This is a genomic window from Streptomyces prasinopilosus (assembly GCF_001419695.1).
In the GTDB taxonomy this organism is placed as follows: domain Bacteria; phylum Actinomycetota; class Actinomycetes; order Streptomycetales; family Streptomycetaceae; genus Streptomyces; species Streptomyces prasinopilosus.
The window spans coordinates 1-13,539 of sequence record NZ_LIRG01000179.1; the positions used below are offsets into that span (position 1 = coordinate 1).

The 13,539-nt window shown below is 69.7% G+C and carries 14 protein-coding genes; 13 read left to right on the plus strand and 1 reads right to left on the minus strand.

Going from position 1 to position 13,539, the window contains the following annotated elements; all coding sequences use genetic code 11:
• The first annotated feature begins 72 nt into the window (after window positions 1-72).
• From AOK18_RS09175 to AOK18_RS09230, 12 genes are all read left to right on the plus strand, one after another.
• On the plus strand, window positions 73-918 hold the full coding sequence (locus AOK18_RS09175) for a hypothetical protein (protein WP_055693973.1): 846 nt from the start codon (window positions 73-75) through the stop codon (window positions 916-918).
• Window positions 915-1,298, plus strand: coding sequence for a hypothetical protein (locus tag AOK18_RS09180; RefSeq protein WP_055693974.1), 384 nt, complete (start codon window positions 915-917; stop codon window positions 1,296-1,298). Before AOK18_RS09175 ends, AOK18_RS09180 begins: the two co-directional genes overlap by 4 nt.
• Window positions 1,298-1,750, plus strand: coding sequence for a DUF6093 family protein (locus AOK18_RS32925; protein ID WP_055693975.1), 453 nt, complete (start codon window positions 1,298-1,300; stop codon window positions 1,748-1,750). The genes AOK18_RS09180 and AOK18_RS32925 overlap by 1 nt, the downstream gene beginning before the upstream one ends.
• Window positions 1,747-2,136, plus strand: a complete 390-nt coding sequence (locus AOK18_RS32930) for an HK97 gp10 family phage protein (RefSeq protein ID WP_055693976.1) — start codon at window positions 1,747-1,749, stop codon at window positions 2,134-2,136. The genes AOK18_RS32925 and AOK18_RS32930 overlap by 4 nt, the downstream gene beginning before the upstream one ends.
• Window positions 2,133-2,597 (plus strand): hypothetical protein, encoded by a 465-nt coding sequence (locus AOK18_RS31770; protein WP_055693977.1) that lies wholly within the window; start codon window positions 2,133-2,135, stop codon window positions 2,595-2,597. The genes AOK18_RS32930 and AOK18_RS31770 overlap by 4 nt, the downstream gene beginning before the upstream one ends.
• Window positions 2,598-2,725: 128 nt before the next feature.
• Complete coding sequence (locus AOK18_RS09200) at window positions 2,726-3,196, plus strand: phage tail tube protein (RefSeq protein WP_055693978.1); 471 nt, start codon at window positions 2,726-2,728, stop codon at window positions 3,194-3,196.
• Between the two features lie 100 nt (window positions 3,197-3,296).
• The gene (locus AOK18_RS09205) at window positions 3,297-3,830 is read left to right on the plus strand and encodes a hypothetical protein (RefSeq protein WP_055693979.1); all 534 of its coding nucleotides are present in this window, start codon (window positions 3,297-3,299) and stop codon (window positions 3,828-3,830) included.
• A 26-nt stretch (window positions 3,831-3,856) separates the two neighbouring features.
• Window positions 3,857-4,195 (plus strand): hypothetical protein, encoded by a 339-nt coding sequence (locus tag AOK18_RS09210; protein ID WP_055693980.1) that lies wholly within the window; start codon window positions 3,857-3,859, stop codon window positions 4,193-4,195.
• Window positions 4,196-4,216: 21 nt separating this feature from the next.
• On the plus strand, window positions 4,217-8,707 hold the full coding sequence (locus AOK18_RS09215; RefSeq protein WP_055693981.1) for a hypothetical protein: 4,491 nt from the start codon (window positions 4,217-4,219) through the stop codon (window positions 8,705-8,707).
• Complete coding sequence (locus AOK18_RS09220) at window positions 8,697-9,590, plus strand: phage tail family protein (protein ID WP_055693982.1); 894 nt, start codon at window positions 8,697-8,699, stop codon at window positions 9,588-9,590. Before AOK18_RS09215 ends, AOK18_RS09220 begins: the two co-directional genes overlap by 11 nt.
• A 13-nt stretch (window positions 9,591-9,603) precedes the next feature.
• Window positions 9,604-10,545 carry a hypothetical protein gene (locus tag AOK18_RS09225; protein ID WP_055693983.1) on the plus strand — a complete coding sequence of 314 codons (942 nt, stop codon included), beginning with the start codon at window positions 9,604-9,606 and terminating at the stop codon, window positions 10,543-10,545.
• Window positions 10,542-11,642 carry a hypothetical protein gene (locus AOK18_RS09230; protein ID WP_055693984.1) on the plus strand — a complete coding sequence of 367 codons (1,101 nt, stop codon included), beginning with the start codon at window positions 10,542-10,544 and terminating at the stop codon, window positions 11,640-11,642. Before AOK18_RS09225 ends, AOK18_RS09230 begins: the two co-directional genes overlap by 4 nt.
• 118 nt (window positions 11,643-11,760) lie before the next feature.
• On the opposite strand, the gene AOK18_RS09235 is transcribed toward AOK18_RS09230, so the two are convergent.
• Window positions 11,761-12,867: an RNA-guided endonuclease InsQ/TnpB family protein gene (locus tag AOK18_RS09235; protein WP_420865588.1), complete on the minus strand. Its 1,107-nt coding sequence runs from the start codon at window positions 12,865-12,867 to the stop codon at window positions 11,761-11,763.
• Window positions 12,868-12,911: 44 nt separating this feature from the next.
• On the opposite strand from AOK18_RS09235, the gene AOK18_RS09240 reads away from it, so the two are divergent.
• On the plus strand, window positions 12,912-13,539 hold a 628-nt coding region (locus AOK18_RS09240), incomplete at its 3' end, for a hypothetical protein (protein ID WP_206281514.1).

Genomic DNA, 13,539 nt, shown 5'->3' on the forward strand with positions numbered 1-13,539 from the left:
CGACGACCCGGACGACGGCACCACCGGAAGCGACGGCCTGGGCATGCTGCGGCTCATCGAACGGCCACGCCGATGACCACCCCCGTCCGGCGCCGCCGTCGCACCCTCCGCCAACGCCTCCTCGGCTACATCACCGACGCCGTGTCCCGGCTCCGGCAGGCGTGGGCGATCCTCACCGGCGCACAGACCCGGCTGCTGGCCGCGCTCGCCGCGATCCGGCCCGGCCGCACCTCCGGCGCCGGACCCCGCCTGCGCGCCGCAATCGCCGCCTTCAACACGTCCCTGGGCGCGTTCGCCCGCGCCGCCGGTGCCTTCGCCGAACGGTGGGCGGCCACCGACCTGCCCGTCGTCTACCGGGAAGGCGCCTGGACCCTGCTGGACAACGCCGACCGCCGCCAGACCCGGTTCACCTGGACCAGCCGGCACCAGGCCGCCATCACCGGCCTGTCCGCCCAGTACTACGCCGACCTCACCAACCGCATCCAGGAAGCCATCCGCCGCGCCCGCGCCTTCCTTCGCGACGCACAGGACGCCGCCCGCGACCCCGACGCCGCCCGCCTCGACACCCAGGCGCTGCGCCGCGACCACCCGTTGGACACCGTCGTCTACGCCAACAACTCCCGCCACCCGGTGGAGGCGTGGGCGCGTGCCGCCCTCACCTGGCAGGCCGTCACCGCAGCCAACACCGGCGCCGTCCGCACCGCGCTGGACGAGCTGGGCACGGAGTGGGTGGAGGTCCGGGACGGAAACGGCTGCGGGTGGGAATCCCACGACTCGCCGGACAAGGCCGACCGGACGCTGCGTACCGTCCAGGACGCCCTCGCCCACCCCACATCACACGTCCACTGCGTACGCGAGTTCCTTCCCCGCCTCGACCTCATTGGCCGTACCGACATCCGCACCGGAGCGCCCCTGTGACCGACACCCCTGCGGAGCCGCAGGCGCACGCCGTCCGCATCAACGCCCAACCCGGCCACGCTTCGATCATCATCGACGGCACCCCTCTCCCGGCCGGGACCGTCACCGGCTACACCCTCCAGCACGACATCGCCGGCGGCCTCCCGCTGGTCGTCCTGCACACCCGGCAGCCCGACGGGACCGCCTTCGAAGGCCTTGCCCGTGTCGCCGTCGGCATCGCCGACACCCCCGGCGACATCGTGACCGCGTTCCTCACCCAGATCGACCCCGCCGCGCTCGAGAACGCCGCCCTCAACCGCGACGACCTCGGCCACCAGAAATACGACCTGACCCGCGCCATGCTGCGGCAAGCCGCCGCCTGGGCCAGAGGAGAGCAGTAGTGGCCGGCCTCGACAACGCCCTCGCCGGAGTCGGCGTCTGGCTCCAAGCGAACCTGATGGTCGACATCGTGCGGATCGTCAGGCCCGTCACCGGCGATCCCGTCCTCAACCCGGACACGGGACAGCTCGAATACCCCGAGCCCGAACTCGTCTACGAAGGCACCGGCGCGGTCATCGCGGCCGGCGCCCCCGGCGGCATCAGCTCCCTGCCTTCCTCCACGCTGCCCTGGACGGAGGAGACCATGTCCCCGGCCCGCCTCTTCACACCGCTCACCGCGCCGATGGCCGCCCGCGACGACCTCGTCACCGTCGTCACCGTCCACAACCCCGCCAACACGGCACTCCTCGGCCGCATCTGGTTCTGCCAGGATCCGGGCCGCGCCTCCACCGTGGAAGTCGTCCGCGTCACCCCGATGGACATGAAACAGGCTGCCCGTGGAGGCACGCCGTGAACCTGGACGACCTGGCCAACCGCCTCGAGGATGCAGCCGACCAGATCGGTGAGACGGTCGAACGACGGATGCGGCACGTCGGCACCACCGGTGTCGCCCGCATCCGCGCGAATGCCTCCGGCCGGCCCGGCCCGAACGTCATCACGGGCCAGTACCGGGCGTCCTGGCAGGCCATCACCAGAGGCATCCCGCACGGCGCGGAATGCACCATCGGCACCAACGCCCCCCAGGGCCGCCGTCTGGAGTTCGGGTTCTGGGACATGACCGACTCCATCGGCCGGCACTTCTTCCAACCGCCCTACCCGCACGTTCAGCCCGCCCTCAGTCACATCGAGGACACGCTGCACCAGCAGATGCGCGCCGCCGTGGGGGAGCTGTTCACATGATTCAGAAACGACTGGTCACGAACTGGGTGGTGGCAACGCTCGCCATCGCCTCCAAGATGCCCGTAGGCCGCGGCCGCGCCCCCACCTCAGGGCAAGCGCCGCCCTACTACCTGGCGTACTCCGTCGACACCAGCGTCTCCGGTGCTCCCTTCGCCGACCGCAGCGAAGACGGATCGCTCGTCTACCAACTCACCAGCGTGTCCGGACCGGACCCCACCAAGCCGCAGTCCAGCGCGACGCAGGACCAGCTGGAGTGGATGGCAGACAAGGCCCGCGCCATCTTCCTGGGTCGCGACCCGGCAACCGGCATGTGGCTGCACCCGCTGACCGTGCCCGGCGTCTCCTGCATGACCCGCTCCCTGGACGTCGAGTGGGGCGCGGTACCAGGGGGAACGTCCGAGCAGGAAGCTGCAATCATGACCTATGTGCAGCGGTTCAGGTTCAACCTGACCACCGCCTGAGCCCGCGGGCTCAGGCAACACCGCACCGCGGCGGGACCCCACGCGGACGCCACCACAACAGGTGGCCGCCACACAAGACCGTGTAGCAGGGGCCCCCACGATCGGCCCCGCATCCGCGAGGGGCCACCATGAGGTTCAACCGCAAGGGCACCACCAAGATTCACTTCCTGCCGACGATCGCCTCGACCGATCTGATCCCGACCACGGCAGAGATCACCGCCGGTACCGACTGGACCGAGCACATCCACAGCATCGACGGCTGGAGTCTCGAGAACCAGCCCATCGAGACACCGAACATGGCCAGCACATTCGTTCCCAAGATCGACGGTGACGACAGTGCGGCCGATTCCAGCCTGGGCTTCTACGAGGACTCCGTCACCGACGACGTGGAGACCGAACTCGCCAAGGGCACCGCTGGCTTCGTTGTGATCTTCAGCAAGGGCACCACGCCCGGCAACAAGGGCATGGACGTCTTCCCCACCAAGGTCGCCTCCAACTCCAAGCAGTACAGCACGGACAACGAGGCCGCGAAGATCAACGTCCAGTTCGTCATCACGGACCGGCCGGCCTTCAACCAGACCGTGCCCACCGGCCCCTGATCCCCCGGCCGTTTCACCCCCTCCAAGCCCCCGGCCGGGCCCCGGTGTATCTGGGAAGGGCGCCGCGCGCGCCCGGCCGGGCCTTCCCAAAGGACCCGACATGAGCAGCAGCACCTGGGATGCGCTCGAGAAGCGCCTCAACGCCGTCAAGAAGCCCGTCAACGTGTTCCGACTGTGCGACGACCCCGAGATCCGCAGCCGCTACCTGGCCGCGCGACGGGAATCCGAGCAGGCCGACGCCTACCTGGCCGGCCTGCCCAAGGACGCCGGGGCGGACACCGCCATCGCCCGCGTGCAGGCGGAGCAGCAGGCCAAGGACGCCAGGACGGCGCTGACAGCCGCGCAGAAGGCCTACGACGCCCACACCGTCATGCTGCGCTTCCAGGCGCTGGAGCGGCAGGCCCTCGAGGAACTGCTGGCGAAGCACCCGCCGTCCGAGCAGGACGAGGAGAACGGCAGCGAGTTCGCCGAGGACTTCATGCCCGCATTGATCGCCGCCGCGTCCCTGGACGGCATGCCGGAGGAGGCCGCCGCCCGCTTCATGCGGACGTGGACCCCCTCCGACGCCCGCAGCCTGTGGCAGGCGGCTTGGTCGGTGCAGCACACACAGCGGACCGACCTGGGAAAAGACTGATCGATGATGCCGACTTCCGTGCCGAGATGGAGCTCTGCCACGCATGGGGCGTCCCCCATTCGCAGTTCCGTGGGCACGGCGACGGCACCTGGACTGGTCTCGACCGCCGCAAGGCCCTCGCCTACGCCCACTACCTCAAGCAGACCTGCCCCCACTGCGGGACGAGGCCGGAGGAGTGGGACGAGCACGCGGGCGGTGACGAGGACGCCTACCGGGCCACCACCCACCGCTGCATCGGCTGCCAGCTCATCGCCGACAAACAGAAGACCGTCCCCGACGGCGACGAGGGACACGGGGTGAAAGTCGCTCTGATCCCGTCCAGCGTCGCCGCCGCCCTCGAACTCCAGAAGACCCACCAGCACTAGCCCAGGAAAGGGGGCCCGCCCGTGTCCGAGTGGAATCTGTCGGTACGCCTGACCGGGCAGGGCTCCGGGCTCGCCCGCACTCTTCGGAACACGGCCACCGACGCCCGCAACGCCTCCAACGAAATCAACGCACTACGCAGGAACCTGACCCTGTTGCGCGCGGAGGCCAGCAACGACATCCGTATCCGCCTCGACATCGACGCCGGTCATCTGCGCTCCGACGTGACGTCCGCCGTCACGACAGCCGCAGCGGGCCAGAGCATCTCCATCCCCCTCGTCCTGGACTCGGGCGATCTGCGCTCCGACGTCTCGGACGCCGTCACGACGGCCGCAGCGGGCCAGACCCTCGCCGTGAGCCTGCGGCTGACGGACGCCATGCAACTACGCCGCGAGGTGGAGGCAGCGGTGCGCTGGGCGGCGTGGGGGCACCGCATCGAGATCCCCATCGGGCTCACCGACTCGATGCAGCTGCGTCGGGACGTCACGGCCGCGGTCCGCTGGGCGCAGGACAACCAGCGCATCCGCCTCCGGGTCGACGTCGATACATCCGCCCTGCGCGGCCTGGGCGGCAGCCTCGGGGGAGGGTCCGGCAGCGGAGGCGGCCTCGATATCGGACTGGCCGGGCTGCTGCCGATCGCCACCGCGGCCATCCCCCTCATCGCCGGACTGTCCACCAGCCTGGCGCCGCTGCCCGGAGCGTTCGCGGCGGCCACCGTCCCGGCCGCCGCATTCGGTATCGCGCTCGCCGGGCAGGTCGGACCACTGACCGAGGTAGCCGAAGCGGAGACGAAGTACCAGGAAGCCGTCCGTGAGCACGGCGCCGCCTCCGCAGAAGCGACCGAAGCGCAGGTCGCCTACCAGCAGATCCTTGCCGAACTGCCCCCCGAGGCGCAGAAGGCTGCGATGGCCCTGTCGCAGCTGAAGACCAACTTCGGCGCCTGGTCAAACGAGATGTCCGGCTTCACCATGGCCCCGCTGACCAAGGGCATCACCGTCCTCGACGAGCTGATCCCGCGCCTGACCCCGCACGTCGAGTCCGCGTCCGCCCAGCTGGACCGGCTGGTCACCATCGCCGGCGGCGCCATCAACACGCCCGGCTTCGACGCGATGACCGAGAGGTTCGCCGACTTCACCGACCGGCAGCTGGACGAGATGACCGACGGCGTCATCCACTTCCTGCGGGTGCTGTCCGAGGGCGGCGCCTTCCAGGACGGGCCGATCGCGGAGTTCATGGCCTATGCCCGGCAGAACGGGCCCGCCGCCCGGGAGGCGCTCTCGGCGATCTCCGAGGCTGTCGTGATGCTGGTGCGGGCGGCCGCGGAGGCCGGGCCGACCATGCTCACCCTGGTCACTGCGTTCGCCCGGCTGGTTGCGGCGCTGCCGCCGGAGTTGGTCGGCATCATCCTCCAGGTCGCGACGGCCCTGAAGCTGCTCCAACTGACCGGGGCGGGCATGGCGGCGCTCGCCGCCGGTCTGGGCCGGGTCCGTACCGCGATCGCCGCCCTCGGCACCACCGCGGCGACGGCCGGTGGTGGCCTGGCCGGCCTGCGGGCCGCGTTCCTGTCCCTGGGCCTGGCCGCGCGGGCATCCATCGTCATCGCCGGGATCGCCGCCGTCGTCGTCGTCTTCAAGGAACTCTCCGAGATCGGGAAGCAGGCCCCGTCGGACGTCGACAAGCTCACCACGTCGCTGGGCAAGCTCGGGCAGACCGGGAAGGTTGCCGGGGAGGCGGCCCGCGCGTTCGGCAAGGACCTGGGCGGCCTCTCCGAGAGCCTGCGCACCCTGTCCAGGCCCTCCAATCTGGACAAGACGCAGCAGTTCCTCACCGGCTTGCTCGGCATGGACTCCACGCCGGTCAAGGAGGCCAAGGAGGACCTGGACGCCGTCGACAAGTCCCTCGCCAACCTCGTCAAGGCAGGGAAGGGTGATATCGCGGCGGCGGCGTTCGAGCGGATCGCGGCCGCGATGCGCAAGCAGGGCATGTCCGGCAAGGAGCTGAAGGCCCAGCTGGACGACTACAAGTCCGCCCTCGCCGACCAGGCCTTCGAAGCCGAGCTGGCCGCGCAGTCGATGGGCATGTTCGGGGCGGCCGCGCAGGAGACGGCTGCGAAGCTGGACGCGCAGCGGGCCAGCGCGGACGGACTGCGGCAGAGCATTCAGGCGCTCAATGACGTGAACCGGGCCGCCGGCTCCGCGATGTCCGCGTTCGAACAGTCCATCGACGACACCACCAAGGCCGTCCAGGAGCACGCGGGCGCGCTGAAGATGCGCGACGGGGAACTCGACCTCGGCAGCCAGAAGGCCCGCGACGCCGAGAAGGTCCTCTCCGAGCTGGCCGCGAACACGGACGAGGCCGCCGCGGCCGCCCGGGAGCAGGGCAAGTCTTGGGAGTACGTGTCCGGCATCCAGGAACGCGGCCGCGCCGCATTCATCCAGGCCGCCGACGCGATGGGCCTGTCCAAGACGCAGGCCAAGGCGCTCGCTGACGCCTACCTGGACATCCCCGACGAGAAGTCGACCCGCATCGACATGCGGACCGAGGACGCCATCGCGGGCCTGGACGCCGTCATCGCCGCGATTGAGGAGACCCCGAACGCCAAGAGCGTGACGGTGGATGCGCTCACCGGCGAGGCCGTCACGATGCTGGAGTCCCTCGGTTTCAAGGTCACCGAGCTGAAGGACGGCCGTTTCAAGGTCACCGCCGAGACCGGTACCGCGGGCAGTGCCCTGGACGAGCTGAAGGGCCGCCGGGACGGACTCCAGGACAAGACCATCACGATCGATGCGGCGACCGCGTCCGCGATCGCTGACCTGGAGTCGGTGAAGGCGAAGGTCGCCTCCACCAACGGCAAGACCATCACCATGAAGGCCCCGACGGCGGAGGCCCGCCAGCAGCTGGAGCTCCTCGGATTCAAGATCCGAGACACCAAGGGCAAGAACGTCGTCATCACCGTTCCGACCGGCACCCAGCGCGCCAACGTCGCCTCGCTCGCCTCAGCGATCGCGGGCCTGCGGAACAAGTCCGTCAGCATCACCACCACGTTTTACGAACGGCACATCGTCTCGAGCACGGGTGAGGCCCGCTCCCGTACCAAGCTGCGGCCCGGCTCGTACGCCGACGGCGCCGTGGTCGACTACTACGCCGACGGCGGCATTCAGCGCGGCGGCATTCGCCACTTCGCCGGCGGCGCGGAGAACCATGTCGCGCAGATCGCCCCGGCCGGGTCGTGGCGGGTGTGGGGTGAGCCGGAGACTCAGGGCGAGGGATACGTGCCTTTTGCCAGGTCAAAACGGGTGCGATCCCGTGCGATCACTGAGGAGATCGTGCGCCGCCTAGGCGGCGACCCGGCGTCCATCGCCTGGAACGCCGACGGCTCCGTCACGGACTGGCGCTACGACCCGCAGACCGGATCTCTTTTCAGCGCCTCCGACGCCGGACAGCGCGGCAACAAGACCCGCAAGGTGAAGGTCAAGGGGAAGAACGGCAAGGTCACCATCAAGGAGATCGAGTATTTCGATCTCGGCGCGGTGGAGAAGCGCATCAAGGCCACGGCGAGTGCCACCCGGGCCTGGAACAAGGACCTGGAGAAGGTGGCCGATCGGGTCGGCGGGGACGTCGCCCAGGCCCTGGCGTCCATGGGGGAGGAGGGCCGCAAGCTCGCCCACAAGATGGCCACCGGCTCCACCAAGTACATCAACGACATGGCCAAGGCGCTCCGCGACCTCCAGAAGACGGCCAAAGCCAGCCTGACGGACTACACCCGTCAGCTCGGCACCGCGAACAAGATGAACCAGACGTTCGCCAACAACTTGGCCAGGCTCGCCGGGATGGGCTACGGCGACCTCGCCGCCCAGCTCGCCTCGCAGAACGACGAGGCCGCCCAGCAGCTCGCCGCCGCCGCGGTGAAGGACAAGTCCAAGGCGTCCAAGGCGAACGCCGCGGCGAAGACCGCGAACAGTGCGCTCACCGACGAGCAGGTGCGGGACCTGGTGCAGATCATCGCCGCGATCAAGACGTCCAAGACCGGCATCCACGACGTTGCCGGGGCCACCGGGCTCGGTGAGGACGTCATCATCGCCATCGCGAACAAGGCCAAGGGCCAGATCCTGAGCTCCCTGGGCTCGCGATCCAGCCGGTTCATTGCCGACCTGCGGAAGGCCAACGCCCACCAGGCGTATGCAGACGGCGGGATCCGGGCCGGCATGTACGCCACCCGCGGCGGGATCATCCGTTTTGCGGAGCCCAGCACGGGCGGGGAGGCCTACCTGCCGCTCAGCCCGTCGAAGCGGCGCAGCGCGATGCCCGTCCTCGCCGACGTCGCCTCCCGGTTCGGCGTGGGCCTCACGGACGCCCGCGCCACCCGCCCGGTCGTCATCGTCCGCGAGTCCAGCCCCACCACCGTCCAGGTCACCGCCGTCCGCACCGGGGCCACCGCCTCGGACATCGGCGCCCAGGTCGGCCGCAGTATCCGCCGCGCACGCAGGGGAGGGGTGGCCGCCCGTGCCGCTTGAGGACTGGCAGTACGACCTGGGCGGCGTCGTCATCGGCGCCGGCACCAACGTCAACGTGATCGAGACGACCGGCCTGGGCCGGCCCCCGGTGCGCGAGTCCGACGTGGACCAGCCGTCCATGGACGGGCAGTTCGCCGGCCCCGACTACTGGGGCGGCCGCCAGATCCAGTTCGATGCCGCCATCAAGATCCCGGGGAATCCGGCCGCCTGCCACGACATGGTCGCCGCATTGCAGGCCGTCACCGATCCGGCGAGCGTGCGCCTGGTCGGCGGGCAGGGCATGGCACTGCGGATCAAACGCCCCGGCCGTCCGGTCAAGCGCCTCACCGTGCGGGCCCGGAAGGTGGATCCGGAGTACGGGCAGGTCATCCACGGTTATGTGCCCCTCGACCTGGAGTTCCTCGCCCACGACCCCACCTTCTACGCCGACACCCCGTCCACGACCGAACTGCCGCTGGGCTGGCTGACCGGCGGCGGGTTCGCCGCCCCGGTGGTCGCTCCCATCTACGTGCAGGACGGGACGGTGGCCGCGGACCGGCCCGGCTGGGTTACCAACGCCGGGACCGCGGCCGCGTGGCCGGTCCTGCGGGTGATGGGGCCGTGCGCGAACGTCACCATCACCCACGTCGCCTCCGGCAGGAGCTTGGCGTTGCCCACCCTGAACCTGCCCGCGGGCCGCTGGGTGGAGATCGACACCCGTCCGGGGTTCCGCACCGTCACCTGGGACAACGGCGGCAACGCCTCCACCTACCTCAGCCCCGCTTCCCGCATCGACCTGTTCTCCATCCCCCCGGGGGTGTCGGAGATGCGGTGGACCGCCTTCGACAGCACGAACTCCGGCCGCCTCCGCGTCACCTGGCGCGACGCCTACATAGCCCTTTGAAGGAGAGCCGACCATGGCACTGTTTCCCCGGCCCATCCTCACCAACGGGGCCCACCACCCGGCGCAGCAGTTTCGCATGCTGGTGCGCGACCTGTCCGCCGGAGCGGAGGGCATCACCCAGGGCGACGACCTCAAGGTGGTCCAGCGGTCCACCCCCGGTGGCGGCGTCACCGTCGGCGACGGGTCCGCGGTCATCCGCGGCCGCGCCAACACCTTCCAGGGTCACTACTCCGTGTGCAACATCGGATCAGCCAGCGTCGACATCGCCGCGACCGGCGCCGGCGCGGGCCGCTCCGACATGGTCATCGTGCGGGTCCAGGATCCCGAGTACGAGGGCACCCTGGACCCGCAGGTCGACCAGATCACCTACTTCCAGGTCATCTCGAACGTGTCCTCGTCGGCGACGACGATCCCCGACGGCCGGACCGGGATCCCGCTCGCACGGATCGACATCCCGGCGTCCACGTCCACGATCACCAACGCGATGATCACGGACCTGCGCCGGGTGGCGAACCCGCGCCGCCAGCGCACCGTGCTGACCCAGTCCCCCGCCGGCCAGAGCACCGGCATCGGCTCCTCCACCACCCCCTCCTACTTCTCCACGGCCGCGGGCTGGAACATCGCCGTGCCGGACTGGGCCACCAAAGCCATCATCAAGATCGACGTGTCGCCGATCCGGTACGCCCTGGGCAACTTCTGGGGGCCGCTGTCCGCCACCTTCGGCTCAAGCCTCACCCTCCAGTCCGTCACCCTGGACGACAACCAGGGCACCGGCGTCCGCCGTATCCCGGCGATCCTCGCCGACACCCTCACCCTGCCCGCCTCCTACCGCGGCACCACCCAGCTTCTACGCGTGCGCGCGGCCGCCCAGGAGGCCGGGCAGGCCGCCCGGATCTACGTGGACTCCGGCACCACCCTCGTAGCGGACGTGCAGTTCGAGGAGGCGCCGCGGTGACCGCCCCGCCGGGCCGGGTCCTCACCCGGCACGCCCTCACCGGGGCGTGGCTGTCGACCGCGCTGCCGGTCACGGACCTCGAGTACGGGCCCGAACTGTCCGGCCCCGGGGAGCTGCGCGGCATCCTGTCCCCGCGGCTGGTCGCCTCTAATCCGACGCTGGCCGACCCGGGCACCACGGAGATCTACGTGGAGTCCGACGGGCAACTCGAGTGGGGCGGTCTCGTGTGGGACGTGCGCGCCGAGGGCTCCGAGTACCGGATCGAGGCCGCCTCCTGGTCGTCGTACCTGCAAAAGCGGTACGACCTGGACGGGGAGCACGGCGGCCGCGGCCCGTACGTGTATCAGGACCGCTGCCAGGTCATCCGCAACATCTGGACGTACGCACAGTCCATCCCCGACGGGAACCTGGGCGTGGTCGTCGATGTCACCACGTCCACGTCGAAGGTCGGCACCCCCGAGGACGTCCACCACTCCCACTGGTACGACAGCAAATCCCTCGGAGACCAGGTCGACGAGCTGGTCTCCGACCAGGGCACCCCCGAGTACACCTGCACCACCACCTGGAACTCAGACAAGACCGGCGTGGTGAAACGGATCCGGCTCGGCTGGCCCCGCCTCGGGGCACGCCGCAAGGACATCGAATTCTCCTCCGGCGTGAACATCATCGAAGACCCGGAGGAGATCCGTTCCGGGGACGACTACGCGCAGGTCGTCATCGGCACCGGCGCCGGCGACGGGTCGGCGAAGCTCCGGCAGATCAGCGCGGTCCGTAACGGCCGGCTGCGCCTGGAGGCGACCGCCGCATTCCCCGAGATCAACGGCAACGACGTCCTCAAGCAGCGGGTGGAGTGGGAGCGCGCCTGGCGGCAGACCCTCGGCGCGGTCGAAACGGTCACCATCCGCGACACCCCGGCCGCCCCGTTCGGATCGTGGCAGGTCGGCGACGACGTGTACGTCCGCATCCACAATTCCTGGACCAGCTACACCGGCTGGTGCCGCGTCACCGGCTGGACGATCCAGCCCACCGCGTCCGGCGGCCCGCAGGCGCAGGTGTCCCTGAAGCCGTCAGCCATGTACACCTACGGAGGCCATTGACTTCTCCCCGACCGAAGGCGGGGATTCCAACGGTCACCCGCTGGATTTCCTGCTTCGTTGCCGACCGCCCCGTCCGGGAGGACTCCCGTTGAGGTCTTACATCAGCTCCACAGGCGTTTTACCTCTCCGCCAGCCCGGCGGCGAGGATGTTGCGTGCCGCGTTCACGTCGCGGTCATGCATGGTGCCGCACTCGCACGTCCACTCGCGGACGTTCAGCGACATTTCCTCGCGGACCGTGCCGCAGGCCCCGCACAGCTTCGAGCTGGGGAACCACCGGTCGACGGTTACGAGGTCGCGCCCATACCAGGCGCACTTGTACTCCAGCATCGTCCGCAGCTCGGTCCACGACGCGTCCGAGATGGCGCGCGCCAGCTTGTGGTTCTTGAGCATGTTGCGGACGGTGAGGTCCTCGATGACGACCGTTTGGTTCTCACGGACGAGTCGAGTGGTCAGCTTGTGCAGGAAGTCCCGTCGCCGGTCGGTGATCCGCGCATGCACGCGGGCGGCCTTCCGGCGGGCTTTCTCCCGGTTGGCCGAGTCCTTCGCCTTACGGGACAGTTCCCGCTGCGCCTTGGCCAGCCTTGCGCGGTCACGGCGCTCGTGGCGCGGGTTCGTCACCTTCTCGCCGGACGACAGGGTCACCAGCGAGGTAATGCCCGCGTCGATACCGACGGCGTTCGTGGTGGCCGGAGCCGGGGTGATGGTGTCCTCGCACAGCAGGGACACGAACCAGCGGCCCGCGCTGTCTCGGGACACCGTCACCGTGGACGGATCCGCACCCTCAGGAAGCGGACGGGACCAGCGAATGTCGAGCGGCGCGTTCATCTTCGCAAGGAAGATCTGTCCGTTCCGCCAGCGGAATCCCGCCCGGGTGTAGGCGGCGGACATGCGCGACTTCTTTTTGGACTTGAAACGCGGGTACTTAGCGCGTTTGTCGAAGAACGCCGCAAACGCCGTCTGGAGATGACGCAAGGCTTGCTGGAGCGGAACGGCAGCTACCTCGGCAAGAAACGCCGTATCCGGCTGCCTCTTCAGAACGGTCAGCGCTCGGTCGGTTTCAGCGTACCCAACGTTCTTGCTGTGCAAGGCGTACGCCTCGGAGCGCATGTGGAGTGCCCAGTTGTACACGTAGCGGACGCAGCCGAACGTGCGGGACAGCTCTGCTGCCTGCTCGTCCGTCGGGTAGAAGCGGTACTTGAAAGCCCGCTTGACCTGCTGCGTCATGCTTACAGAATATCACCTTCTCCTGTAAAGAAGCGAGGCCAGTAGTGGATATCGGTCGCAAGATCGCCGACCTCGAGGCCCGGCTGGCGCGCGTGGAGAACTCCCCGCGCCTGTCCCACGCCGCCCTCGACAACGCCAACATCGTCGTCAAGGACCAAGCCGGCGCGGTGCGGGGCCGGATCGGGATGCAGCCGGACGGCACCATCGGTCTGATCGCCGTGGACGGGCCCGCCCCCACCGCACCGACCGCACCGGTCGTCACGTCCACCATCGGCGGCCTGCGGGTCGTGTGGGACGGCACCCTCGCCTCCGGGCAGCCCCTCCCGGCCGACTTCGACCACGTCGCCGTCCACGTCTCCACCACCGCCGCATTCACCCCGTCCGCGGCCACCTACGCCGGCACCATCACCCGGGCCGGGGACGGCGGCATGCTGCCCGTCCTGCCCCTGCCCTACGTGCCGCACTACGTGCGCCTGACCGCCGTGAACACCTCCGCCGTGGCGGGGGACCCGTCGGAGGAGACCACCGCCACCCCCATCAAGGTCGACGGCCCAGACCTCAAGGCCGGCTCGGTCACCGCGGGCGCCATCCAGGCCGGCGCCGTCACCGCGGAGAAGCTGGAGGCCATTCTCCAGCTCGTCACCCGCCTCGTCGCCGGCAACCCCGCCGGCG

What these genes read in the sequence shown, in the direction of transcription:
- AOK18_RS31770 (WP_055693977.1), top strand. Translation starts at nt 2,133, where the DNA reads ATGATTCAGAAACGACTGGTCACGAACTGGGTGGTGGCAACGCTCGCC.
- AOK18_RS09225 (WP_055693983.1), top strand. Translation starts at nt 9,604, where the DNA reads ATGGCACTGTTTCCCCGGCCCATCCTCACCAACGGGGCCCACCACCCG.
- AOK18_RS09175 (WP_055693973.1), top strand. Translation starts at nt 73, where the DNA reads ATGACCACCCCCGTCCGGCGCCGCCGTCGCACCCTCCGCCAACGCCTC.
- AOK18_RS09205 (WP_055693979.1), top strand. Translation starts at nt 3,297, where the DNA reads ATGAGCAGCAGCACCTGGGATGCGCTCGAGAAGCGCCTCAACGCCGTC.
- AOK18_RS09235 (WP_420865588.1), bottom strand. Translation starts at nt 12,867, where the DNA reads ATGACGCAGCAGGTCAAGCGGGCTTTCAAGTACCGCTTCTACCCGACG.
- AOK18_RS09200 (WP_055693978.1), top strand. Translation starts at nt 2,726, where the DNA reads ATGAGGTTCAACCGCAAGGGCACCACCAAGATTCACTTCCTGCCGACG.
- AOK18_RS09210 (WP_055693980.1), top strand. Translation starts at nt 3,857, where the DNA reads ATGGAGCTCTGCCACGCATGGGGCGTCCCCCATTCGCAGTTCCGTGGG.